At 68.1% G+C, this 21,300-nt stretch carries 21 protein-coding genes and 1 pseudogene; 9 read left to right on the top strand and 13 right to left on the bottom strand.

From position 1 onward, the window contains the following. The first annotated feature begins 12 nt into the window (after positions 1 to 12). Positions 13 to 483, top strand: coding sequence for a MarR family winged helix-turn-helix transcriptional regulator (locus ACZ6DL_RS05825; RefSeq protein WP_040867239.1), 471 nt, complete (start codon positions 13 to 15; stop codon positions 481 to 483). Between the two features lie 4 nt (positions 484 to 487). On the opposite strand, the gene mftD is transcribed toward ACZ6DL_RS05825, so the two are convergent. Together mftD and mftE are read right to left on the bottom strand one after the other, a co-directional pair. After that, the gene (gene mftD / locus ACZ6DL_RS05820) at positions 488 to 1,720 is read right to left on the bottom strand and encodes a pre-mycofactocin synthase MftD (RefSeq protein WP_466049236.1); all 1,233 of its coding nucleotides are present in this window, start codon (positions 1,718 to 1,720) and stop codon (positions 488 to 490) included. Then, positions 1,717 to 2,418 carry a mycofactocin biosynthesis peptidyl-dipeptidase MftE gene (gene mftE / locus ACZ6DL_RS05815; protein WP_466049235.1) on the bottom strand — a complete coding sequence of 234 codons (702 nt, stop codon included), beginning with the start codon at positions 2,416 to 2,418 and terminating at the stop codon, positions 1,717 to 1,719. Before mftE ends, mftD begins: the two co-directional genes overlap by 4 nt. A gap of 65 nt (positions 2,419 to 2,483) precedes the next feature. On the opposite strand from mftE, the gene mftR reads away from it, so the two are divergent. The 6 genes from mftR to ACZ6DL_RS05785 all read left to right on the top strand — a co-directional run bounded on the left by mftR (position 2,484) and on the right by ACZ6DL_RS05785 (position 7,843). Next, complete coding sequence (mftR, locus tag ACZ6DL_RS05810; RefSeq protein ID WP_040867243.1) at positions 2,484 to 3,080, top strand: mycofactocin system transcriptional regulator; 597 nt, start codon at positions 2,484 to 2,486, stop codon at positions 3,078 to 3,080. A gap of 139 nt (positions 3,081 to 3,219) precedes the next feature. Then, positions 3,220 to 4,125 (top strand): STAS domain-containing protein, encoded by a 906-nt coding sequence (locus ACZ6DL_RS05805; protein WP_039798458.1) that lies wholly within the window; start codon positions 3,220 to 3,222, stop codon positions 4,123 to 4,125. Between the two features lie 12 nt (positions 4,126 to 4,137). Then, a complete protein-coding gene (locus ACZ6DL_RS05800; RefSeq protein WP_039798459.1) occupies positions 4,138 to 4,527 on the top strand; it encodes an STAS domain-containing protein in 390 nt (129 codons plus the stop codon). Beyond that, positions 4,517 to 4,930 (top strand): ATP-binding protein, encoded by a 414-nt coding sequence (locus ACZ6DL_RS05795; protein WP_051020806.1) that lies wholly within the window; start codon positions 4,517 to 4,519, stop codon positions 4,928 to 4,930. Before ACZ6DL_RS05800 ends, ACZ6DL_RS05795 begins: the two co-directional genes overlap by 11 nt. Continuing rightward, positions 4,923 to 5,552 (top strand): SpoIIE family protein phosphatase, encoded by a 630-nt coding sequence (locus ACZ6DL_RS05790; RefSeq protein WP_466049233.1) that lies wholly within the window; start codon positions 4,923 to 4,925, stop codon positions 5,550 to 5,552. The genes ACZ6DL_RS05795 and ACZ6DL_RS05790 overlap by 8 nt, the downstream gene beginning before the upstream one ends. Next, entirely contained in the window at positions 5,549 to 7,843 is a 2,295-nt protein-coding gene (locus ACZ6DL_RS05785; RefSeq protein ID WP_466049231.1) for a SpoIIE family protein phosphatase, read from the top strand. The genes ACZ6DL_RS05790 and ACZ6DL_RS05785 overlap by 4 nt, the downstream gene beginning before the upstream one ends. On the opposite strand, the gene ACZ6DL_RS05780 is transcribed toward ACZ6DL_RS05785, so the two are convergent. Both ACZ6DL_RS05780 and ACZ6DL_RS05775 read right to left on the bottom strand, forming a co-directional pair. Further along, on the bottom strand, positions 7,788 to 8,855 hold the full coding sequence (locus tag ACZ6DL_RS05780) for a DUF4185 domain-containing protein (protein ID WP_466049229.1): 1,068 nt from the start codon (positions 8,853 to 8,855) through the stop codon (positions 7,788 to 7,790). The genes ACZ6DL_RS05785 and ACZ6DL_RS05780 overlap by 56 nt on opposite strands. Before the next feature lie 82 nt (positions 8,856 to 8,937). After that, positions 8,938 to 9,219, bottom strand: a complete 282-nt coding sequence (locus ACZ6DL_RS05775; protein WP_466049594.1) for a hypothetical protein — start codon at positions 9,217 to 9,219, stop codon at positions 8,938 to 8,940. Between ACZ6DL_RS05775 and ACZ6DL_RS05770 the strand changes: the two are divergent. Next, a pseudogene (locus tag ACZ6DL_RS05770) lies at positions 9,149 to 9,422 on the top strand (AI-2E family transporter); the annotation flags it as partial. The gene ACZ6DL_RS05775 and the pseudogene ACZ6DL_RS05770 sit on opposite strands and share 71 nt — an antisense overlap. A 14-nt stretch (positions 9,423 to 9,436) precedes the next feature. Here ACZ6DL_RS05770 and ACZ6DL_RS05765 read toward each other — a convergent pair. The 7 genes from ACZ6DL_RS05765 to ACZ6DL_RS05735 form a co-directional block, all read right to left on the bottom strand. Next, on the bottom strand, positions 9,437 to 10,444 hold the full coding sequence (locus tag ACZ6DL_RS05765) for a DNA topoisomerase IB (RefSeq protein WP_466049228.1): 1,008 nt from the start codon (positions 10,442 to 10,444) through the stop codon (positions 9,437 to 9,439). A 154-nt stretch (positions 10,445 to 10,598) separates the two neighbouring features. Beyond that, the gene (locus ACZ6DL_RS05760) at positions 10,599 to 11,309 is read right to left on the bottom strand and encodes a DUF8020 domain-containing protein (protein WP_466049227.1); all 711 of its coding nucleotides are present in this window, start codon (positions 11,307 to 11,309) and stop codon (positions 10,599 to 10,601) included. Between the two features lie 33 nt (positions 11,310 to 11,342). After that, complete coding sequence (locus ACZ6DL_RS05755) at positions 11,343 to 11,720, bottom strand: PepSY domain-containing protein (RefSeq protein WP_466049225.1); 378 nt, start codon at positions 11,718 to 11,720, stop codon at positions 11,343 to 11,345. 478 nt (positions 11,721 to 12,198) lie between these two features. After that, positions 12,199 to 14,511 (bottom strand): arylsulfatase, encoded by a 2,313-nt coding sequence (locus tag ACZ6DL_RS05750; protein WP_466049224.1) that lies wholly within the window; start codon positions 14,509 to 14,511, stop codon positions 12,199 to 12,201. 118 nt (positions 14,512 to 14,629) lie between these two features. Next, positions 14,630 to 15,646: a TIGR03617 family F420-dependent LLM class oxidoreductase gene (locus ACZ6DL_RS05745; protein ID WP_466049223.1), complete on the bottom strand. Its 1,017-nt coding sequence runs from the start codon at positions 15,644 to 15,646 to the stop codon at positions 14,630 to 14,632. Between the two features lie 218 nt (positions 15,647 to 15,864). After that, positions 15,865 to 16,410: a hypothetical protein gene (locus tag ACZ6DL_RS05740; RefSeq protein ID WP_396978618.1), complete on the bottom strand. Its 546-nt coding sequence runs from the start codon at positions 16,408 to 16,410 to the stop codon at positions 15,865 to 15,867. Positions 16,411 to 16,620: 210 nt separating this feature from the next. Next, entirely contained in the window at positions 16,621 to 17,949 is a 1,329-nt protein-coding gene (locus ACZ6DL_RS05735; RefSeq protein WP_466049221.1) for an APC family permease, read from the bottom strand. Positions 17,950 to 18,197: 248 nt separating this feature from the next. Here ACZ6DL_RS05735 and ACZ6DL_RS05730 point away from each other — a divergent pair, with 248 nt between their 5' ends. Further along, positions 18,198 to 19,148: a PAS and ANTAR domain-containing protein gene (locus ACZ6DL_RS05730; protein ID WP_466049220.1), complete on the top strand. Its 951-nt coding sequence runs from the start codon at positions 18,198 to 18,200 to the stop codon at positions 19,146 to 19,148. A 261-nt stretch (positions 19,149 to 19,409) separates the two neighbouring features. Here the strand turns inward: ACZ6DL_RS05730 and ACZ6DL_RS05725 are convergent, their stop codons facing one another. Both ACZ6DL_RS05725 and ACZ6DL_RS05720 read right to left on the bottom strand, forming a co-directional pair. Beyond that, positions 19,410 to 20,318 (bottom strand): oxygenase MpaB family protein, encoded by a 909-nt coding sequence (locus tag ACZ6DL_RS05725; RefSeq protein WP_466049218.1) that lies wholly within the window; start codon positions 20,316 to 20,318, stop codon positions 19,410 to 19,412. 277 nt (positions 20,319 to 20,595) lie between these two features. Then, positions 20,596 to 21,294: a hypothetical protein gene (locus tag ACZ6DL_RS05720; protein ID WP_466049217.1), complete on the bottom strand. Its 699-nt coding sequence runs from the start codon at positions 21,292 to 21,294 to the stop codon at positions 20,596 to 20,598. Positions 21,295 to 21,300: the final 6 nt, after the last annotated feature.

Raw genomic sequence — 21,300 nt, 5'->3', positions numbered from 1 at the left:
TGGAGCGCTATCGTGACCGATCCCCATTGGCTCGATGACGTCGAGATGCGCGCCTGGCTGGGTTTCGTGCGCACCCGCGACCTCATCGCCGCGGCGGTCGGGCGGGATTCCACCAAGGAGTCCGACCTCACCTACGTCGAGTACTCGGTCCTGGCCTATCTGGCCGAGTCGCCGGACCATCGGCTCACCTTCGCCGACCTCGCGGCCGCACTCGAATGGTCACAGAGCAGGCTCTCCCACCAGATCACCCGGATGGAGAAGCGGGAGCTGGTCGTGCGCGAGCCGATCCCCGACGACGCCCGCCGCACCGCCGCCAAGCTCACTCCGCGCGGCGCCGAAGTGCTGACCGGCGCGGCGCCCGCGCACGTACAGAGCGTGCGCAGGCACATGATCGACATCCTCGACCGCCAGCAGCTGACCGCCTTGGCCGATATCTACGACACCTTGCTCGCGCATCACCGCCGATCGGCGGCAGAGAGCTGACCGCTCAGGCGGGTGTGCCCGCCGTGTCCGCGTGATCGGCCGGAGCGCTTGCCGCGGCGGTGGTTTCGGGCAGCCCGAGCGCGCGCTCGAAACCGGGGGGCACCACCACGTCCGAGCGATCCAGTTCGGTGACGCGCGCCTTGCGCAGACCCAGCAGCGCCGAATCGATGCCGCCGCGCAGGATGTCCAGCACGTTCTCCACACCGGCCTGCCCGTTGGCGGCCAGCCCCCACAGGTAGGCGCGCCCGATCAGCACCGCCCGCGCACCCAGCGCAACGGCCTTCACCACGTCGCTGCCCCGCCGGATGCCGCCGTCGAGCAGCACCTCGACCTGCGAGCCCACCGCGTCCGCCAGCACCGGCAGCGCGCGGATCGCGGCCGGGGTGCCGTCGAGATTGTTGCCGCCGTGGTTGGACACCGAGATCGCCGCCACACCCGCGTCGACCGCGCGCAGCGCGTCGTCGACCCGCATGACGCCCTTGAGCAGCACCGGACCCTCCCACTGCTCGCAGATCCACCGCACATCGGACCAATCCGGCGCGGGTGTGCCCATCCACTCACCGTAGGCGCCGAAGAAGCCCGGCGCCGCGGCGCCACCGATGGCCATGTTCGGCGCGGTCAGGTCCGGAATGCTGCCCGACCGCGCATAGGTCGCCAGCCAGCGGGGACGCGCCAGGGTCTGGGGCGCGAACTTCAGCATCGTGCGCAAATCCAGCTTCTCCGGGATGACCGGGCTGCCCCAGTCCCGCCCGTGCGAGAACGACCAGTCCAGCGTCAGGATCAACCCGACCGCCCCGGCCCGCTTCGCCCGGTCCATCCGCTGCAGGATCTCGTCCTTGCCGCCGCACCAGTACAACTGGAAGAACGTGGCCGGATTGGCCGCGATCACCTCTTCGATCGGCTTGCTGGCGAACGAGCTCAAGCCCATCGCGATGCCCCGCGCCGCGGCCGCCCTGGCGACGGCGACCTCACCGTCGGGGTGCACCGCCTGCACACCCGTCGGCGAGATCAGCACCGGCATCGAAATCCGCTGCCCCAGCACCGTCGTCGACTGATCGCGCTCGCCGATCGGCCCGGCCACGTGCGGCGCGAAACCCAGTTCGGCGAAGGCCCGCTGATTGTCCTCGATGGTCTGTCCGCGCTCGGAGCCTGCGATCAACGCGCCGTACACCGACTTCGGCAGGCGCTTCTTCGCCCGCCGCTGCGCTTCGGCGACGGTCTCGAACCACGGGTTCATGTTCCGGTCCTTTCCGGGGAGTTCTCCGGCCACCAGAGCCGGGTTCGGTCGAGCAGATCGGTGCTCAGGTGCTCGAGCAGGGCCGCGCCCTCGGCGGCGGTCGCACCCGCCGGGTCACCGAGCACACCGTTGGCGCTCACCGCGCGCACTCCGCCGGTGCGCAGCAGCGGCAGCAGTTCGCTCAGCAGACGGGTGTCCCCCGCCACCGCGCGGTCACCGCGCACGCGCTCGGGCGCCAGGGCCAGTTGCAGCGCCGTCTCCGACCGGCCCGCGTGCGGGTCGCCGTCGAAGCGCGGCAGGTATACGCGCACGTCGCGGGACTCGGTGCGCAGCAGATCCTTCGCCCGGCGCAGCGGTTCGATGTTGCCGCCGTGCCAATTGACCAGCAGGATCCGGTCGAAGGTGTCGGTCGCCGAGCGGCACAGCTCGACGATCAGCAGTTCCAGCGCCGCCTGCCCGATCGACAGCGTGCCGGGAAAACCCGCGTGCTCGCCGCTGGCGCCGTACGGGATCGCCGGTCCGACGAGCACGTCGGTCCGCGCCGCGGCCAGCCGCGCGCACAACGCGGCGGCGACGTCGGTGTCGGTGGACAGCGGCAGATGCGGGCCGTGCTGCTCGGTCGCGCCGACCGCGACGGCCAGGATCGCACCCGCCGAGGCGCGCGCGCCCGCCTCGGGCCAAGTGAGATCCGCCAACATGCCGCGAGATTATCGTCAGTCACTGACATAATCAAGGGGTCGAGGCGGCCGAGCACAATCAGACGATGCTGGAGAACCGGGCCGCGCGCGGCCGCCCACGGGGCACCACCAAACGCGAACTCGAAGTGATCGCCATGCGGCTGTTCACCGAACAGGGCTTCGACGAGACCACCGTCGAACAGATCGCCGCCGCGGCGGGCATCAGCGGACGCACCTTCTTCCGCTACTTCCCCACCAAGGCGGAGGTGCTCTGGTGGCAGTTCGACGACGAGGTCGCGGCGCTGCGCGCCGCCTTCGCGACGGTGCCGGACGACGTTCCGATGATGACCGCCGTGCGCCGAGTCGTGGTGAGCGCCAACCAATACCGCGCCGAGGACGTCCCCGAACTGCGCACCCGCATGCATCTGGCGGCCACCGTCCCCGCTCTGTCGGCCACCGCCGGAGCGCACTACGACACCTGGGAGCGCACCGTCAGCGCCTTCGCCGCTCGGCGACTGGGCGAACCGGAGGACGGGCTCATCCCGCTCGCCGTCGGACGCACCACACTCGCGGCGGCGCGCGCCGCCTTCGACGCGTGGCTCGCCCGCGCGGACGCCGACCTCACGGTGTATTTGGACGAGGCGCTCGCAGCGCTGGAACGCGGGTTCGCTACGGTGCCGTGAGGTCCGCCGTGCTCGAACATCAGGCGAACAACCGGCAGGTTTCGCGGGTGACTCGGGTGGGGTATGACTAGGCTCGGAATCGGCTAGCGCCGAACGCACGAACTTCCCGACTCAACCGTCGAAAGGGGCAGGAGTTTCCATGTCCGAGGTGTCCATGAGCCTTTCGGCGGATTCCCTGACCGCGGGACCGATCGATCAATTGCTGCCGCAGCTCGTCGAGCACCTGCGACAGAACCGCACCGCGCTGCGTGAAGAGTGGGCCCGCCGCATCGCCGACGCCCAGCTGCTCACCGCCATGACCCCGGAGGAGATCTTCTCCGAGGCGACATCGATCTACGACGGCTACGTCGACGTGCTCGAGACCGGTAGCGTGGAAGCGCTGCAGGCCTACGCGCGTGACCTGTCCGAACGCATCATCCCGAGAGGCGTCGAGACCGACGAGGTCATCGGCATCGTGCTGCTGCTGCGCGACGTGCTCGCACGCAGCCTGTTCGAGAAGTACCAGTCGGACTTCGAACTGCTGAACAAGGTGCTCGACGCTTACGAACCGGCCGCCAACCGCATCGCCAACACCGTGACCGTGTCCTTCGTGCAGGAGCGCGAGCGCGTCATCCGTCAGCAGCAGGAAGCCATCCGCGAGCTGTCCACGCCGGTGCTGCAGGTGCGTGAGCAGCTGCTGATCCTTCCCATCATCGGCGTGCTGGACAGCCAGCGGGCCCGCCAGCTCACCGAGCAGCTGCTGCGCGCCATTCGCGCCAACCGGGCGAAAGTGGTCGTCATCGATATCACCGGTGTGCCCCAGATCGACTCCACCGTGGCCAACCACTTGGTGCAGACCGTCGACGCGTCCGGCCTGATGGGCGCGAACGTGATCATCACCGGTTTGTCCTCGGAGATCGCGCTCACCCTGGTCACCATCGGTCTGGACCTGTCGAAGATGAACGCGGTCGGCGACCTGCAGGGAGGCATCGAAGAAGCGGAACGGCTGCTGGGCTACGAGGTTTCCCGCGTCACCGAACGGGTTACCGAACGCGACGGCCGCTGATCAGGCGCCCCCATGCCGGTTCCGATTCTCAAACAGGGTACGTACCTCATCGCGTCGGTTCAGTCCGCACTGACCGATGCCGATACCGAGCGCCTGCAGGACGACCTGATGAAACAGGTCAGCAAATATCGGGCACACGGCATCATCGTCGACGTCACCGCCATCGACGTCATGGATTCGTTCGCCGCGAGATCGTTGCGTACCATCGCGCACATGACGCAGCTGCGCGGCGCCGAAACGGTGATCGTCGGTCTGCAACCCGAAGTCGCGTTCGCCATGGTGCAACTCGGCCTCACCTTCGAGGACATGCACACCGCCCTCGATCTGGAAGAGGGACTCGCCTGGTTGGACCGAAAGATCCCAGCCCGTCGCCAGCGAGACGGTCGTGACAGTGGCCGCTGAGAACGTGGTGATCGCGGTCAGGGTGTCCGGGGACATCGTGACCGCACGTCAAGCCGGACGCGAACTGGCAGCAAAGCTCGGATTCACCCTGACCGACCGCACGATGATCTCCACGGCGATCTCCGAGATCGCCCGCAACATCACCAGTTACGCGGGCAGCGGGGAGATCCGCTTGCTCGTCGACGACCGGGAGGGACGTCAAGCCCTGGTGGTGCAGGCCGAGGATCAGGGTCCCGGAATCATCGACATCGCCCGGGCTCTGGAGGACGGCTACTCCACCGGACGCGGGCTCGGGCTCGGCCTTCCCGGCGCCCGGCGGTTGATGGACCGGCTGACCGTGGATTCGGCGCCGGGTCGCGGCACGCTGGTGGAAATGTGGAAGTGGGTACCGAACGGTGCATGACGACGGGTTCATCGGCCGGATCGAGTGGGCGGTGGCCGGTCGCGCACTGCCCGGTCAACAGGTCTCCGGTGACCGCGGCGTCGTCCTCGACACCGGCGGCGGTACCGTCCTGTTCGCGGTCCTCGACGGACTCGGGCACGGCGCCGCCGCGGCGGACGCGGCCGATCGCGCCACCCGAGTGCTGTCGGAGAACCGCGCCGAACCGTTGGACGTGCTGATGGTGCTGTGCCACCGAGCGATGGCCGACACTCGGGGGGCGGCGATCTCGCTGGCCCTGTTCGACGAGGGTGACAGGGTGCGCTGGCTCGGCGTCGGCAATGTCGAATCCCAGGTGCTGACCGCGGGTCCGGCGGGCCTGCGGGTGCACGCGACCGTCCTGCTGACCGCGGGCATCGTCGGCTATCGCCTTCCGGCGACCCTCCAACCGCAGACCGTCGCGGTCCGCCCCGGTGACCTGCTGCTGATGTCCACCGACGGCATCGTCACCGAAGCCGCCGACATCGACCTTTCCAAGTCCACCGCCGACATCACCGCCGACATGCTCGCCCGGCACGCCAAAGACACCGACGACGCGCTGGTGCTCGCGGCGCGGCACCGCGGTGCGGCAGGGGCGGCCAGATGAGCGCCCTGCTGGCCGACTTTCTGGACGCCTACGCCGACGCGCTACGGCGGCACATGGATTCGCAAACCCAAGCCGGCCTCGCCGAGGGGTACGAACTGGGCAGGCGCGCCCTGGTCGAAGGCATCAGCCTGCTCGATCTCACCGAGAACCACTTCCGGGTGGTCCAGGACGTGGAGCAACAGCGGCAGAAGGACAGTTCCGCCGAGGGGGGCGAATCCGGGGCCCGCCTGCCGGAGACCGCGCTGGAATTCCTCTTGCAGACCCTCGTTCCGCTGGACATCGCCACCCGCGGCTACCTCGACGGCACCCGCCGCTACGAGCAGCAGCGTTCCCGCGCCGATGATCTCGCCGGACGCGACGCGTTCCGTACCGCCTTGGTGGAATCGCTACAGGACGGCTTCTTCGTCGCCGACGCGCAGGGCACGATCATCGAGGTCAACACCGCTTTCGGCGCCTTGACCGGCTACGGCGCCGCGGGCCTCCCCTACGCGCTGCCGCATCCGTGGTCGAGCCCGGAGGGTCCGCGCTACCCCGACCTCGGTACCGAGGCGCAGCGCTTCGTCATCCCGATCCGCCACCGCGACGGCCGGAATGTGTGGCTCGCGGTGAGCACCAGCGCGCTGATCAAGCCGGAGGACCACGAGCGGATCTTCGTCGGCACGTTGCGCGACATCACAGCCGAACACGACGCGCAGGCGCGCGACCAAGCCGCATCCCGGCTCGCCACCGCCGTCGGCGCGGCCACCAGTGTGGTCGAGGTGCTCGCCGTGGGGCTCGACGAGGTGCGCCGGACGGTGGGCGCGGAGACCGCCGTGGTGGCCGTGTGGCCGAGCCGCAACGCCGTACCGGAGGTGTACGTCTCCGGGGTGGGCGCCGACGGCGCGTCGCACGACGGCGCCGCCTCCCTCGACGACCGGTCGCGCGCACTGCTGGATCGGGCCAGGCGCAGGCCGCCGCGCAGCCTGCTGGCCATTCCGGAAGGGGCGCCGAGTTCCGAGGGCATCGTCGCGCCGCTGGGCGAGACCGGCGACGCGGCGATGTGGTTGCGCTTCGCCGCGCCCCGGGCGATCAGCGCCGCGGACTGGACGCTGTTCTCCCTGTTGATCGGCCATCTCAGTCTCGCTGTCCAGCGGGCGCGCAACTTCGACCAGGCCCGCGCAACCTCGCTGACCCTGCAGCGCGCCATGCTCGGCCCGATCGATCTGCCGCCGCGGTTCTCGGTGCACTACGAGCCCGCTCTGCCGCCGCTGGAGATCGGCGGCGACTGGTACGACGTGGTGCCGCTGCGCGACGGCACCATCGGCGTGGTGGTCGGCGACTGCGTCGGGCGTGGCCTGTCGGCCGCGGTCGTGATGGGCCAATTGCGGACCGCTGCCCGTGCGCTGCTGCTGCGCGGCGCGGGACCGGCGCAGTTGCTCGCGGAACTCGACACCGTCGCCGCGCGCATCCCCGGCGCCATGTGCACCACGGTGTGCGCCGCCGTGCTTGACCCGGTGCGCGGACTGGTCCGCTACAGCAACGCCGGTCACATGCCACCGATCCTCGCCGACGTGGGCAAGACCGGCCGGATGCTGGAAGGCGGGCGCGCGGTGCCGCTGGCGACGTTCGATACGCCGCGCAGGCCGGAGGCCACCACGGCGCTGACGCCCGGTTCCACCTTGGTGTTGTTCACCGATGGCTTGGTCGAACAGCGCGGCGTGGACATCGACGAGGGATTCGCCAAGATCGCCGCGGTGCTCGCCGACACCTCGGGACGCCTACCCCGTGAGGTGGCCGACGCCGTGCTCTCTCGCCTGCGGCCCGCCGCGGGCTACGACGACGACGTCGCCATGGTGGTCTACCGCCAGCCGCCCGCGCCGCTGCGGCTGGACGTACCCGCGCGCGCGGACGAACTCGCTGTGCTGCGGCGCACACTGAAGGGGTGGCTGGCCGCCGCGGCAGTGCCGCACGACCTGGCCGCCGACCTGGTCGCCGCGGCGAACGAGGCGTGCAGCAACAGCATCGAGCACGCCTATCGCAACAACAACGACGCCGGTCGGGTGCGGATGTCGGCCACCTGCGACATCGACACCGTCGTCATCGTGGTCGCCGACACCGGCAGTTGGAAGCCGCGGGCATCCGATCCCGGCTATCGTGGCCGCGGCATCGATATGATGCGCGCGCTCACCGAGGAACTCGATATCGACCATTCGGAATCGGGCACGACCGTGCGGATGTCGGTGACGCTGCCCGCGATCACGTTCCCGGTGGCCAATCCGCTGCGCGGGACGAACCGCCGAGTTCCCGGCTGACGGTGCGCGCCGCAAATTGGATGGGAACTGCGGGCCGCACTCCGTATATCCGGAATTGCATGCCCCGGTACGGGATACCGGATTCCGCCCATTCGCTCACGATCATCCCGAACGCGCCGTCGAATCTGCTGTCCGGATGGACATAGCATCCGTACAGACGTGGCACGATATCCGGGCCGCCCGGCGCCCAGAAGGACCCTTTGACCGGACGATAGGTCAAGGCGGTGCGCCAGTTGTCGGTGATCCTCGCGGCGACCTTGACGAACGCGCCGTAGGCTCCGGCGTCGAACCCGGACATCACCCAATTCCCCTGGATGCGCCGTAATCCGATCTCGCCGAGCTTCGTGCCGTCGGCCAGGATCCCGAAGCGCGGGTCGGCGCCCGGATCCCGGCCCCAGCCCCAGTCCTGCCCGTTCCAGCCCCAGCCCTGCCAGGCCGCCGGGTCGACCAGCGTGGCATGGGTTTCGCGAACTCGCCACAACAGCATGTTCTTGTTCCGCGCGAGCCCACCGGTGGAGATGATGTAGACGTAGCCGTCGCCGCCGCGTTCCCAGGAGATCATGGTGCGTTTGCCGCCGTAGGCGCTGGCCGACCACCGGACCCCGGTATCGGTCCAGCTCTCCGCGTTGTCGTCGGAATAACGGATCTCGCACCATCGCTCGTTCGCCAATCCCTGGGTGACCATCACCCACAGATAGATTCGGCCGCCGATCGTTATCGCGTCGCAGGGCAGGATCGTGGAGTATTGCGGATTGTCGTGCACGTAATCCCAGAGTTGCCGGGCGTCCCGCGCCGCCGACCGGAATTCGATCGGCCAGGACATATCGTGCGTATCGCTGCGCAACAGCATCGGCGAACGCCAATTCGGGCCTCCGACTCTCGGTTCGGTGCCGGAGAAGCTGTCGCCGAGGACGTATCCGATTTCGCCACTCGGCATACGGAAGGGGATGAAGAGATCCGAGCCGCCGATATCTGCCATCGGGAGCGGATTCAAATTCTTGATCTTGGGCATCGCCGGATCCTGTCGATTCTCGGAGCGTCGCTTACCAGATCGGCTCGTAGGAATCACCACGAGGTGTGGACGGGCTACCCCCTCAGTATCGGCCGCCGATGGCTACGATGTTGCTGCTTCGGCCGGTTGAGGCCGAAAGGAAATGGGGAAACCGACTGCGCAGCTTGTGTTTCGGCAGTTCGCCACCGCATCGCGCCTGATGCCTCGGGTGGGAGAGATCCATTGCCGATCGCCGGATCGAAGATGCACGGTGTTCGCCGGTAACGGATTCGCGGGACGTGTGGGCGCCCGGCGGTGTGATCGTCGCGCTCGTCGTGGCGACCGTGTCCCTGCCGGTCGTGGTGGCGACCGTGGTGTTCTTCATCGCGTTGCCTAGTCGAGGACTACGTTCTGATGCCGCGCATCATCGGCCGCGCGGCGCACGTGCCCACGCTCGTCACCGTGGTGGCGGTGCTGCTCGGGGGCGCGCTCCTGGGCATCATCGGCGCCCTGCCGGCGATTCCCGTCGCCGCGGCCGTGTTGCTGATCATGCGCGAGACCGTGCTGCCCTCGCTCGACGAGCGCTGATCGGGCGCGGGGTCTCACCGCATCCGACGGAGCATGCGAATGACGGCGCTGTCGATGATCGCCCGCTGCGCATCGGCGGAATCGGCGCGGTTGGCGCGCCGCAGTGCCGCGGCGACTGTCGTGCCGTTCTCGAAGGCAGTCACGACCCGTGGATCGACATAGGACGCCTGGGCCACCGCGGGCGTGTTACCGAGCGCGGCGGCCACCTCGTCCATGACCTCCCGTACCGCGCGTTTGCGCGCCCGGCCGCCCTCCGGGGGGTCGATCGAACCGAACGCGGCCGCGGCCAGCACGGTGGCCTGCCAGGTGCGCAGGTCTTTGACGCTGCAATCGCACGCGGCGAGTTCCCGGAAACGCGCGTTGATGTCGTCGGCGCGCAATTCGCCGTATCGGCCGCCCTCCCGGTACACCAACAGCCGGTCGGAGTCCGACCCGCTGCGCAGGAGGGACCGAACGGCTTTGGCGAGCGACGGATCCCGGACACTCACTCGTCGCCGGATTCCACCCTTGGCGACGTAATCGAAAAGCATCCGCTCTCCGGATACCCGGACCTGTTCACGCAGTAGCGTCGCGACACCCCGGGTGCCGTTCTCTTCGGCGTACTCCTCGCCCCCGACCCGGAACACTCCGCGATCCACCAGATCGATGGCCACCGCCTCGACCCGCCGCCGGACCGTGCCACGCAGCGCGAGATCCTCCCCCACCTGTGCGCGGATCTCCGGCAACCGCCCGGCCAGCGCCAAGACCCGGTCGAACTTCTCCTCGTCGCGCTCTTTGCGCCACTGCTCGTGGTAGAGGTACTGGCGCCGGCCCGCCGCATCGACACCGACGGCCTGGATGTGCCCGTTCTCGTGCGGGCAGATCCACACCTTCCGCCAGGCCGGCGGGATCACCAGCCCGCGAATGCGCTCCAGTGTCGCGTCGTCGACGGGTTCACCTTGCGCGGTGCGGTAGCCGAACCCGCGTCCGCGCCGGACACGTTCGACTCCGCCGTCATACGGTCGGCTACGGCGCAATCGCATTCAGTCACCGTGGTGCTCGGGGCCGGGTGCAGCGGGTTGTGTGCTCATATCTCATAGCTGCCCGGTCTCCGAGCGGCGAAACAGCCCGAGGCGCCAGGTCCCGGCAGTTCGACCTGGCGCGGCACGATATTCGAGGGTGCGTACAGCCGGAGACCTACTTGGCCGGGGGGACGAAGGGCTGGTTGACCGTGGTGAAGTACTGGACGAGGGCGGCGACGGCGACGGGCGCGGTGATGAACAGTTGTCCGGCGAGCGTGCCGAGGGCGCCGACTGCCAGGATGCCGCCGAGGCAGCCGACGGCGGCGGCCGGAATGAACGGACCGAACATACCCACGATCGTCGCGGCCGCGACCGTGGCGCCCGCGATGCCACCGAGCACACATCCGACGAGGCCGCCGCCCAGGCCGCCGACGACGGTGCCGATCGCGGCACCCGTCGCGATGGTGTCCTTCAGCCGGGTGAAGGCCGCGACTTCGCGCTCGTACGGCGTCCTCCAGTGTGCCGAGTCCTCGAATGGAAGGGCGACGGGCCGGTATTTCGCGTGCTCGAGGTCGAACAGTGGTGTGAGCGTTGCGGTCCGGCCGCTGATGTCGGCCGCGATCGGGAAGACGAAATCGTCGACACGGAACTCCAGGGGCGTGCCCGCCAGTAGTGTGCCGTCGGTCGCCTCGATCGCGAAGACCCCGTTCTCGGCCTGCAAGGAGCCCGAGTCGATCTGGACGACCACGCCCTCGGCGGAGGTGGTGGCGGTGTAGTTGACGACTTCCGAACCGGCGTCCGGAGCCGCGGCGACGGCATGTCCGGCCGAGACGCAGGCAATCGCGACTGCGAGCGTCGATGCCGTGGCGATCTTGCGCAAAACCATGTCTGGGGCTCCTCGTTCTTCGCTGTGCTGCCGTCAGTCCTGTTTCACGGTGCCGAGGACGGCCCCGCTGGTCGCGTCGATCGTCACCTCGTGCTCGATGCCGTCGGGCGTGCGGAGTTCGACCTCCCACACCGTCGTCGGCCCCTCGGCGTCGAGTTCGGCGGAGACCACGGTGCCGCCGGGCACGGCTTGGAGCGCCTTGTCGACGGCTTGCTGCCTGCCGATCGCGGGAGCCGCGGTGAGTTCCCAGTCGTGATCGGACAGATAGGCGGCGACGCGGTGCCTGCCGGGCCCCTGATCATCGGTGGCGGCGTACAGCGCCACGGGCCCACCGACGAGGACAGCGGCGACAACGGCGCCTGCGAGGAGTCCGCGCCGACCGGACAGTGCCCGGCGAACAGTGGCCTTCATCCTGAAACCTCCTATGCGAGTTGTGATCCGAAGATGCGGATCACCTTCGCAGGCAGCGGCTTAAGGCAGCCTGAAGTCACCTGAAATCCGTTTCAGGAACGGCGAATTGCGGTTTTCACACCATTGCCGGACCGGCGGCGTTAAGGTCGGTCTCGGGTCGGGGTTTCCGGGGGTTTTCGCATTCGTCTCCGTCGGTCAGTCCCGGCGCAGCCCGCGTCGGCCGTGCCCGCTGCTCAGCCGACGCCGAGGCGCGAGGGTGGGTGCGCTCGATCCCCTCCGACTGCACCCACCTTCCCGAATCGCCTTCGCGCGAGGTACCGGGCGGCCGCGGCATCGGGTGCCGCGTCGTGACAGCCCGGGGTTCAGGTGGCGTCGAGCCCGAGATGCCGGGCCGGGAGGGCTGGCCCGTGCAACGGGCCTGTTCGGCAAGGCCGACCGAGCGGACCGCCGACCGGCACCGGGATGCACGGTCCGGCATTCACTCGGCGACGAACTCCGCCTCCCGCTCGACCGCTTCGATGGTCCGGCGCGGCACCTGGATCGGCCCCGGGGTGTACGTGATCGCGCGCAATGCGCCGGTGTAGCGGAAGGTACCGCGGCGTTCGCGCAGATCCCATGCCACCGGGCCACGCGCGTCGACGCCGACGGAGATTCCGGTCCACGGCGACATGCCGACCAACTGGACCTGATCGAGCAGCCGTGCGACCTGGACGCCGTCGATCTCGACGGTGAAATCCCACCGCAGCCGTGGTCGCACCGTGGCGCGCACGGTGATGTGCCGCGCCCCGGCGGCAAGTGGTCGCGTGGTGACGCTGTCGTAGCGGCCGTAGCTGTTGAGCCCGAACGTCACCCGGCCGTCCTCGAGGTAGAGCACATAACCGCCCAGCGGATCACCGTGCGCGACGAGAACGCCTTCGTCACCGGACGCGTAGCCGGCGAGTTCCGCGTCGATGACGAAGTCTCGATAGGCGATCAGTCGCTGTGCGCGATACCGTTCCAGGGTCGGCGTGCCCGGCAGCAGCCGGACGGGGGCCGAGAAGCTCTCCTCCTCCGGCCGCCGCCGGGCCAGATCCTGGCGCGTGACCAGCGGGAACACCGTGTTCGCCCAGGCGGATTCGTCCCATGCGGCGGCCAGCTCCGCGACCTTCTCCGGGAATCGCCCGGACAGATCGTGCAGTTCCGTCGGATCGGTGCGGACGTCGAACAGCTGCCACTCCGGCTCGTCGATATCGGTTCCCGGCTCGTACAGCGACAGCAGTTTCCACCCGTCCCGGTAGAACCCGCGGTTCCCGACCATCTCCGAGTACTGCTCGGTGTGTCCGGACACCGCCCGTGGGTCACGCAGCGTCGCCACGGCCGATACGCCGTCGAACTGTTTCGCGGGCAGACCGTTGCGCACGCTGGGCCGCCGCAACCCGGCCAGCTCCAGCAATGTCGGCGCGAGGTCGGTGACGTAGGTGTACTCGTGCCGGATACCGTTGTCGTCGTCGTCGCGCGGCAGTCCTTTCGGCCAGGAGATCAGGAATGGCACGCGCACGCCGCCCGCGAAGGTCTGGCCCTTGTAGAAGCGGAACGGCGTATTGGACGCCTGCCCCCATCCGCGCGGGTAGTGGACGCCCAGCTTCGCGGTGCCGATCAGTTCCTCATCGTGCGGCACGTCGCCGACCCAGTCCGGATCGGTGATGTGGGCGAACTCCGCGAAGTAGGTGCGGGTGCCCTCCGGCCCGCCCTCGGCGGTGCCGCCGTTGTCCGAGGTGAAGACCACGATGGTGTTGTCGAGTTCGCCGAGTTCCTCGAGCGTGCCGACGATGCGCCCGAGGCTCTGATCGATGCTGTCGACCATGCCCGCGTACACCTCCATGTACCGGGCGAATCGCCGCTGCTGCGCGGGAGTCAGCGAATCCCACTCCGCCGCCTCGTATCCCGGTTCGGTATTGCGCGGTTTCTGCTGCGTCCCGGCGGGGAAGAGGCCCTGGGCGAGTTGCGCGGCGAACCGGCTCCGGCGTAGTTCGTCCCATCCCTTCGCGTAGCGGCCGCGATATTTGGCCAGATCCGCGGGCTTGGCCTGCAGCGGACCATGCATGGCGACGTGGGCGAAGTACAGGAAGAACGGTTTGGCGGCGTCGTGCGCGCGCAGGTCCTTGATGTAGGCGATGGCCTTGTCGGTCAGATCGTCGGTGAGGTAATACCCCTTCGGGTACTCCTCGATATCGACGACCGAGGAGTCCGAGACCAACTGATTCGGGTAGTAGAAGGAGTTGAGTCCCTCGAGCGAGCCGTAGTACCGGTCGAAGCCGCGCTGCGTCGGCCAGGAATCCCGGTGGGCGGCGGGATTCATCGTGGCGTCGCGCACCAGGTGCCATTTGCCGACCGCGTAGGTGGCGTAGCCGTTGCTGCGCAGGATCTCCGGCAGCGTCAGTACATCGTCCGCCAGCTCCAGGCGAAGACCCGGGTAGCCGGGGTCGGCGTTGGCGACGAAGCCGAACCCGGCGCGGTGGGCGTTGATGCCGGTGAGCAGCGACGCGCGCGACGGCGAGCACAGCGGGGTGGTGTGGTAGTTGGTCAACCGAAGACCGTTCGCCGCCAACCGGTCCAGCGTCGGCGTCTCGATCTCGGAGCCGAACGGGCCGATATCGCTGTATCCCATGTCATCGATCAGCACCACGACGATGTTCGGAGCGCCCTCGGGGGCGGTGGGCGGATAGCGCCAATCCGGCGTCGAATCGGTAGCGGTGCGACCGACCGAGCCGCCGAAGTCTTCGTAGCCGCGAGCATGGGGTGGAACAGGCATCTGTGCAGTCAAAGCGACCCGGCGCCCGGCTCACCACGCTTTCGCGCACCGTGCGCCGAACGGGTGACCGCGATGGTCCGGTGTTGCTAACTTCGCTCCTCGACCCTAACGGCGCGCGTCAGTCCTTCCGGTCGTGCAAGGCTTCGACCAGATCGGCCACATCCGCCGCGTTCGGCGCGTATCCCGGGAAATAGCAGCACACCTCCTCGATTTCGGCGCCGAAGCGGGTGCGGATCTGCGCGGCGCACTCTTCCGGTGTGCCCGCCACCCCGATCGTGCGCACCATCTCGTCGGTCACCAGCGCCCGCATCTCGGCGAAACCGCCTGTCTTGGACAGTGCGTTGAGCGTGGAGTGCAATTGTTCCCAGCCCTCGACCTCGAGCACGGGACGATAGGCGGGGGTGGACCCGTAGAACGCGATCAGGGAGCCCACCCCGCCCATCGCGGCGGTCAGCGCTTCCTCCGTGCGTCCGAGTGCGACCATCACCTGCGCGATCACCGGGAACCCGTCCGAGGTCCGGCCGGACCGGCGCAGGCCATCGGCGACGGCGGGCAGGGTGCGCTCGGTGAAGTGACGTTCGCTGTTGAACGGCATCACCAGCAGTCCGTCGGCGACCTCGGCGGCCTTGCGGGTCATCACCGGTCCGAGCGCGCCCATCAGCACCGGCGGAGGACCGAAGGGGTTCGGTCCGGGATCGAACGTGGGCGGCAGCAAAGTGTGCGTGTAGTACTTGCCGCGGAAGTTCAACGGCGCCCGGCCTTCCCACGCGGCGAAGATGGCCCGCACCGCCGCCACGCTCTCCGCGGTACGTTCCGCGGGCGCGCCCCACGTGCTGCCGTAGCGCTTTTCGATGTGGGCGCGGATCTGTGAGCCCAACCCCAGCCGGAACCGCCCCTCACTGTAGACCTGCAGGTCGTAGGCCGCGTGCGCCAGGTGCATCGGGCTGCGCGGCCCGGCGATCGCCACGTTCGTCATCAATTCCAGCGACGTCGCGCCGGCCGCGACGACGAGGGGGAAGAACACGTCGTGTGGGCCCTCGAAGGTGAACAGGCCGTCGGCCCCGGTCTCGGCCAGCTCCCGCGCGTCGGTCGCGACCTGCCGTGGCGCTCCGGTGACCTGTAGATGGACCTTCACTTCGACCTCCGTCGGTCATCGGCGCGCCACGCCTTCCGCGGCACGACGACCCCATCGTATGGACAGGACTCCGTGCACGTGTCCAGTCCGACGGGAATCCGCCGCCGCGCGCCGCGGACCGGGCTATGGACCGACCGGCGCCGGTCTCCCGGGATTCCCGGGCCGCGGAGTCCTCGCGAGCCCGATATCCCGCGATGCCACGGCGGGTTCGAGCGCTGTCACAGACCGGGGAGCCGGTTCTCGCGCAGCGTGACCACGACCACGATGTCTCCATAGGGAGCCGCGCCCATGGCCAGTCTGTGCGCGAGGCGCGCCAAGCCGACCCGTCTTCCGTATTTGGTGTCCATGCCGGTCCGCACCTGGTCCACCAGCGGTCCGGTCCGCAGCATTTCGGCCATACCTTGGTGCTGGCGCGACCCGAGAGCCGGCTCGCCGTGCCAGTCACCCGCCTGCACGATGACCCGGCGGTCGCGTGCCAGGTGCCCGGCCTCAATCGAATGCGAGGAGATCCGGAAGGCCAGGCGTCCGTTTTCGACCGGTAACACCAGGTGCGGCACGGTATTCCAGTGTCCGGATGCCTCCGGCCGCGGGTAGGTCACCCGCACTGTGCTCGCATCCCACCAGAGCATTCCCGGCTGCCATTCGCTGGGACGGTCCGGTACGGCGAGGACGCGATGCGCCGCCGGGAACGGGTTGTCCCGACGTGGGGTGTATCCGTGGACTCTGCTGCCGAGCAAGGAGCCGCCGTGCGCTGGATAGGTCATGCGTGGGAACCTCCGGGATGGGTGCGGGTGGGGATTGCCGATCCGATCTCCGTACTGCGATCGGCGCCCATGGCGCCGTGGCGATGGCGTCCAGGCCCGACGCCTGGCCACCGATTGTGATCGTAAGAAAATCTACCTAGGTACTCACAGATTTTGTGTACCACCGGGCTCATGGTGCGTGCAAGGACATGGTCATGTCGCCGCGAATCATCATGCCCCGCGCCGGGCCGGGAAGGCCTCACGACCGTTCGGTTCGGAGCGGCGGGCCCGAATCGCGTTCACGGCCGCGAACAGCACGCCGATACCGATCAGGAGGCCACCCCGTAACCACACCTCACCGTCGATCCGGGTGAACAGGAACAGACAGGAGGCCAGCCCGAGGCAAGGCACGACGACGGGCACCCGGAAGTGCTCCGCTTCGTCGCCCTCGCGCCGCAGGATCAGCACGGACACATTGACCGCCGCGAAAACGACGAGCAGCAACAACACCAGCGTCTCCGCGAGCGAGGCCACCTCCCCGGTCAGCGCGAGCAGCAACGATACCGCCGCCGTGACGCCGATCGCCACCCACGGCGTCCGGCGGCCCGGCAGGATCCGGCCCAGCGCCCGCGGAAGCAGGCCCTCGCGAGCCATGCCATAGGCCAATCGCGAGGACATTATGCCGGTCAGCAGGGCGCCGTTCGCCACGGCCACCAACGCGACCACCGCGAACACCTTGTCCGGTACGCCTCCGGCCAGGCGCACCACCTCGAGCAGCGGACCGCTCGAGTTCGCCAGCCGGTCGGTGGGCACCGCGGCACCGGCCACCACCCCGATCAGCAAGTACACGCCACCGGCGGTGAGCAACGCGCCGAAGAGCGCGCGTGGATAGGACCTGCGCGGGTCGGCGACTTCCTCCGCCAGATTCACCGAGGTCTCGAACCCGACGAACGAGTAGAAGGCCAGGACGGCACCCGCGAGAGTCGCGCCGACAACCCCCTGCTCCGCTGTCCCCACCTCGGTGAGCCGGCCCGGATCGGCGTCCCCCCGAACCATCACCCACGCGCCGAGCCCGATGACCAGCACGAGCCCGCCGAGTTCGACCAACGTGGCGGCGACGTTGGCGCCCAGCGACTGTTTGATCCCGGAGACGTTGAGCAGTGCCAACCCGGTGAGGAACACCACCACGACGAGCGCGGTGGGCAGACTCACCAAGGCGCGCAAATAATCCGCGGCGAACGCCCTGCTCAGCGCCGCCACCGACACGACGCCCGCCGCGAGCATGCAGAACCCGACGAGCGACCCGGCCGCAGGCCCGAGCGCACGGCCCGCGTAATGGGCCGAGCCGCCCGCCTTCGGATACTTGGTCGCCAACTCGGCGTACGAACCGGCGGTGAGGCAGGCGAGACCGAGCGCCACCAGCAGCGGCAACCAGATCGCACCTCCGGACTCCCGTGCGATGGCCCCGACCAGCACGTAGACGCCCGCACCCAGGATGTCACCGAGGATGAAGAAGAACAGCAGGCGCGTGCTGACCGCCCGTCGCAAAGAATCCACCACAGAGCGGCGGATACCCGCGTTACCGGCGCTGAAGCTCCCGCTGACGGCGCCCCGTCGCGATGATCCTCACACCGTTGTTGCGCCGGGGCAGATCGAACAGATCCCTCCCGCCGCGACACCAAGAGCGCCGTGGTGAGCGCAGGCGCATTCGAATCGGCACGGCTGCACGATGATTCCGCGACGAGCGTCACGCCGAATGCGCGTGATCGACGCGCGAGTGTGGCTCGTGAGACGGTTCACGCGCTGCCGTGCCGGTTGTGGCGCATACCGATTCCGCACCGGGGAAAACCGATTCGGTGACGAACAACGCGCCATCGGGACCGGCGCCGACGGTCCCGATCTCGAAGAGAACGGGCAGTTTCCAATTCTGGTTCGCCGATCAACGCTGGACTTGGTCGGACGAGGTCGCGGCCCTACATGGTTACGCGCCGGGTGAGGTGACCCCGACCACGGAATTGCTCTTGGCCCACAAACATCCCGACGATCGAGCCGAGGTCGCCGACACCCTGGCGACAGCGGTGCAAACCGGGCTGCCGTTCAGCGGCCGCCACCGCATCATCGATACCGCGGGAATCGTGCACCACGTGCTGGTGGTGGGAGATCAGATGCGTGATTCCACCGGTGCGGTGGTCGGTACGGCCGGGTTCTATATCGATGTCACCGACACCGTCGACGAGGAACGCCAGGAAGTCATCGACGAGACCCTGCCGGAAATGGTGGCCGCTCGTGAAGTGATCGAGCAGGCCAAGGGCGCCCTGATGCTGGTGTACGGGATCTCGGCCGATCAGGCGTTCCGCGTGCTGACCTGGCGCTCGCAGGAGACGAATACGAAATTGCGCGTGGTGGCCGAGCAGCTGGTTGCCGCGCTGATCGACTTCGGTGGCGCCGGGGTGCAGACGCGTACCCGCTTCGACCACGTGCTGCTCACCGTGCATGAACGCCCGATCCGAGACCACCGCCGACATGATCGCGCCGGTCATAACCACCCCGCCCGATTGAAGTTGACCGGGGCGGGTAGATCGAAGCAACACGGAAAGGGGTTTTCCATGGCACGTGAGAAAGACAAGGACGACCAGAACAGCGGCGAGCCCAAAGGAGGCAGGCCGGGCCCGACCGATCAGGACCGCCACGGTGGAATGGCGACCCGGGAGATAGCCCCGGAACTGACCACCGATGAGGCGCAAGAACCGCCGGACTGATTTTTCGACCTCGGACAACGGCGCCGGAGCAGGCCGCTACGAAAGCGTGCGCAGGCCCGAATTGCCCGAAGCCTGTATGAACCAACAGTCCGTGTCAACCAACCGAGCCCCGCACCGGTCTGCATCGGTTCGGGGCTCGCTCGGGGGTATTCGTGCCTATCCACCGATCGCTCGGTAGCTTGACCACACGAATGTACCGGGTAGCACGCGATATCGCCAAATCCGAGTCCCGCAGCGGCCGAATGGTTTAGCTCCCCGGCCTCAGATGAGGTTCTTCTGCTTGCGGATGCGCCGTCGCAGGTCGACCATCAGCCCGTGCGATCCGCCGTGGCGGAGGAAGCGCGGAATGAAGCGGTTGACGAAGGACACGAACACGAACAAGTTCTCGAAGCGCCGCTGGTCGGCGGCGGTCCATTCCACCCGCAGTTGTTCCCGGAAGATCGGGGCCAGGAATCCGATGGTGAGAAACCGGAGCAGGTTGCGGAAAGGCAGCCGTAGATACCAGTGGATCATGCGCAGCTCGAGCAAGTTCCCGAGGTAGTCCCGGACATAGTCGTCCAGCACGACCTGCTCGCACGCGGTGTTCCAATATTCGTCGAATTCGGCTCTGGTGGCGGGCCACATGTCCTCCGTCACCTGCAGGGTGGTGCCCAGGGTCGAGGATGAGGCATAGAACGCTTCGGCCTGCTCGTCGTTCATTCTTCCGTGCAACAGCTGGTAGGTGTCCTCGAAGCCGATGTAAAGACAAGCGGCCACCCACAATTGGAGGTTGCGGTCGAAGGCGTTGTACTTGACCGGCGCTCCCGGCGCCGATCGCACTTGCCGGTGCGCCACATTCACCGCTTCGCGATAGGCCTTACGCTCCTCGTCGGTGCCGAGGATGGCGACGGCGAGATATTGCGTCGTCGTACGCGCGCGTTTCCACGGATGCTTCATCAGCGATCCGGATTCCACTTTGCTCTCGGCCACACCGTAACCCACACCCGGCCGGGCCATCTGCATGACGACGTTCGCCGCGGCGCCTGCGAAGGACCAGAAGTCCAGAGCGTCGGTGAGCGCGAGGGGCCGCTTGGTGAACGGTTGATGCGTGACGCTGATACCGATCCGGGTGCGATCCTTGGTCAGCGGCACACCGTAGTCGCGATCGGATCGAGGAGCCACTGCGGTCATCGGGATGTCCTTCCATCTGCGTTCACACGTCGCGCGACCAGGTGAATCAGTCGCACCGACCCCAGCCGAACACCGGACCTAGCATTTATGTTACTGATCATTCTACCGATTTGGTGGCAAGTATCAACAGTAAACCACCAGCTTGTACAGCTATTTGTCCGAAGCTCTACGAGTAGATGTGGTTGATTGTTCTTGTTGTGAACGGATCGGGCAACGGTCCGGTTCACCTCTGCGGTCACATCGCGAAGCCGGGTTCCACCCGAGCCCGGCCCCGCGGTCAGGGCTGCGGCGGCAAGGCCAACGGCGAGTTGACCTTGTTCACCAACCACCGGTCGCCGACCTTCTCCAGGCGCATCACCATCGAGAGCTGTCCCGGGGCGGGCTTGCCCTTGGTGCCCAGACTGGTGATGGTCTGGCCGATGATCACGATCGCTTCCGCGGAGTGCTCGTCACCGGCGCGGATCGCGCACTGCACGTCGCGCGTGGCCGAGGTGACCTGGCCTTGGCCGAGAACCTCACGTAGTTCGGCGCTGGTGGACTCGAACTGTTTCTTCCAGTCACCGGTGGCGCCGTCACCGACAGCGGCGAAGTAGGCGTCGAGGTTCTTCGAGTCGTAGTTGGCCAGGACGGGCGCGTAACGGCAGGCCGCGGCGCGCGCGTCCTCCTGCGCCGCCAGCAGGTCCTCGCTGTTGTCGTTCTGGATGTACCAATAGCAGGCGCAGGCCACCGACACTCCCACGAGGATCGCGGCAGCCGAGCGCAGCGCGATCGACCCCGGACGCCCGATCGGCAGACGGCGCAGTCGATTCCAACGACCGGCGGACGCCGCGGCGCCCGTTTCGGATTCCGTGCCGCCGTCCACCCGCTCAGCGGTCGTGTCCTCGGAGCCGGCTTTCACCGGCTCGGCATCGCGCTCCTCCGATCGGCTCGCGCGCGACTCGGCTTCGGCGGTCGGCTCGGCGTCTTCACTCTTCATCGGGAT

The organism is Nocardia sp. NPDC041819 (assembly GCF_055590505.1).
This window is presented reverse-complemented; position numbering and strand designations above follow the sequence as displayed.

What these genes read in the sequence shown, in the direction of transcription:
- ACZ6DL_RS05780 (WP_466049229.1), bottom strand. Translation starts at nt 8,855, where the DNA reads ATGCCCAAGATCAAGAATTTGAATCCGCTCCCGATGGCAGATATCGGC.
- ACZ6DL_RS05750 (WP_466049224.1), bottom strand. Translation starts at nt 14,511, where the DNA reads ATGCCTGTTCCACCCCATGCTCGCGGCTACGAAGACTTCGGCGGCTCG.
- ACZ6DL_RS05725 (WP_466049218.1), bottom strand. Translation starts at nt 20,318, where the DNA reads ATGACCGCAGTGGCTCCTCGATCCGATCGCGACTACGGTGTGCCGCTG.
- ACZ6DL_RS05740 (WP_396978618.1), bottom strand. Translation starts at nt 16,410, where the DNA reads ATGACCTATCCAGCGCACGGCGGCTCCTTGCTCGGCAGCAGAGTCCAC.
- ACZ6DL_RS05755 (WP_466049225.1), bottom strand. Translation starts at nt 11,720, where the DNA reads ATGAAGGCCACTGTTCGCCGGGCACTGTCCGGTCGGCGCGGACTCCTC.
- ACZ6DL_RS05785 (WP_466049231.1), top strand. Translation starts at nt 5,549, where the DNA reads ATGAGCGCCCTGCTGGCCGACTTTCTGGACGCCTACGCCGACGCGCTA.
- ACZ6DL_RS05720 (WP_466049217.1), bottom strand. Translation starts at nt 21,294, where the DNA reads ATGAAGAGTGAAGACGCCGAGCCGACCGCCGAAGCCGAGTCGCGCGCG.
- mftE (WP_466049235.1), bottom strand. Translation starts at nt 2,418, where the DNA reads ATGTTGGCGGATCTCACTTGGCCCGAGGCGGGCGCGCGCGCCTCGGCG.
- mftD (WP_466049236.1), bottom strand. Translation starts at nt 1,720, where the DNA reads ATGAACCCGTGGTTCGAGACCGTCGCCGAAGCGCAGCGGCGGGCGAAG.
- ACZ6DL_RS05760 (WP_466049227.1), bottom strand. Translation starts at nt 11,309, where the DNA reads ATGGTTTTGCGCAAGATCGCCACGGCATCGACGCTCGCAGTCGCGATT.
- ACZ6DL_RS05765 (WP_466049228.1), bottom strand. Translation starts at nt 10,444, where the DNA reads ATGCGATTGCGCCGTAGCCGACCGTATGACGGCGGAGTCGAACGTGTC.
- ACZ6DL_RS05775 (WP_466049594.1), bottom strand. Translation starts at nt 9,219, where the DNA reads ATGAAGAACACCACGGTCGCCACCACGACCGGCAGGGACACGGTCGCC.
- mftR (WP_040867243.1), top strand. Translation starts at nt 2,484, where the DNA reads ATGCTGGAGAACCGGGCCGCGCGCGGCCGCCCACGGGGCACCACCAAA.
- ACZ6DL_RS05800 (WP_039798459.1), top strand. Translation starts at nt 4,138, where the DNA reads ATGCCGGTTCCGATTCTCAAACAGGGTACGTACCTCATCGCGTCGGTT.
- ACZ6DL_RS05805 (WP_039798458.1), top strand. Translation starts at nt 3,220, where the DNA reads ATGTCCGAGGTGTCCATGAGCCTTTCGGCGGATTCCCTGACCGCGGGA.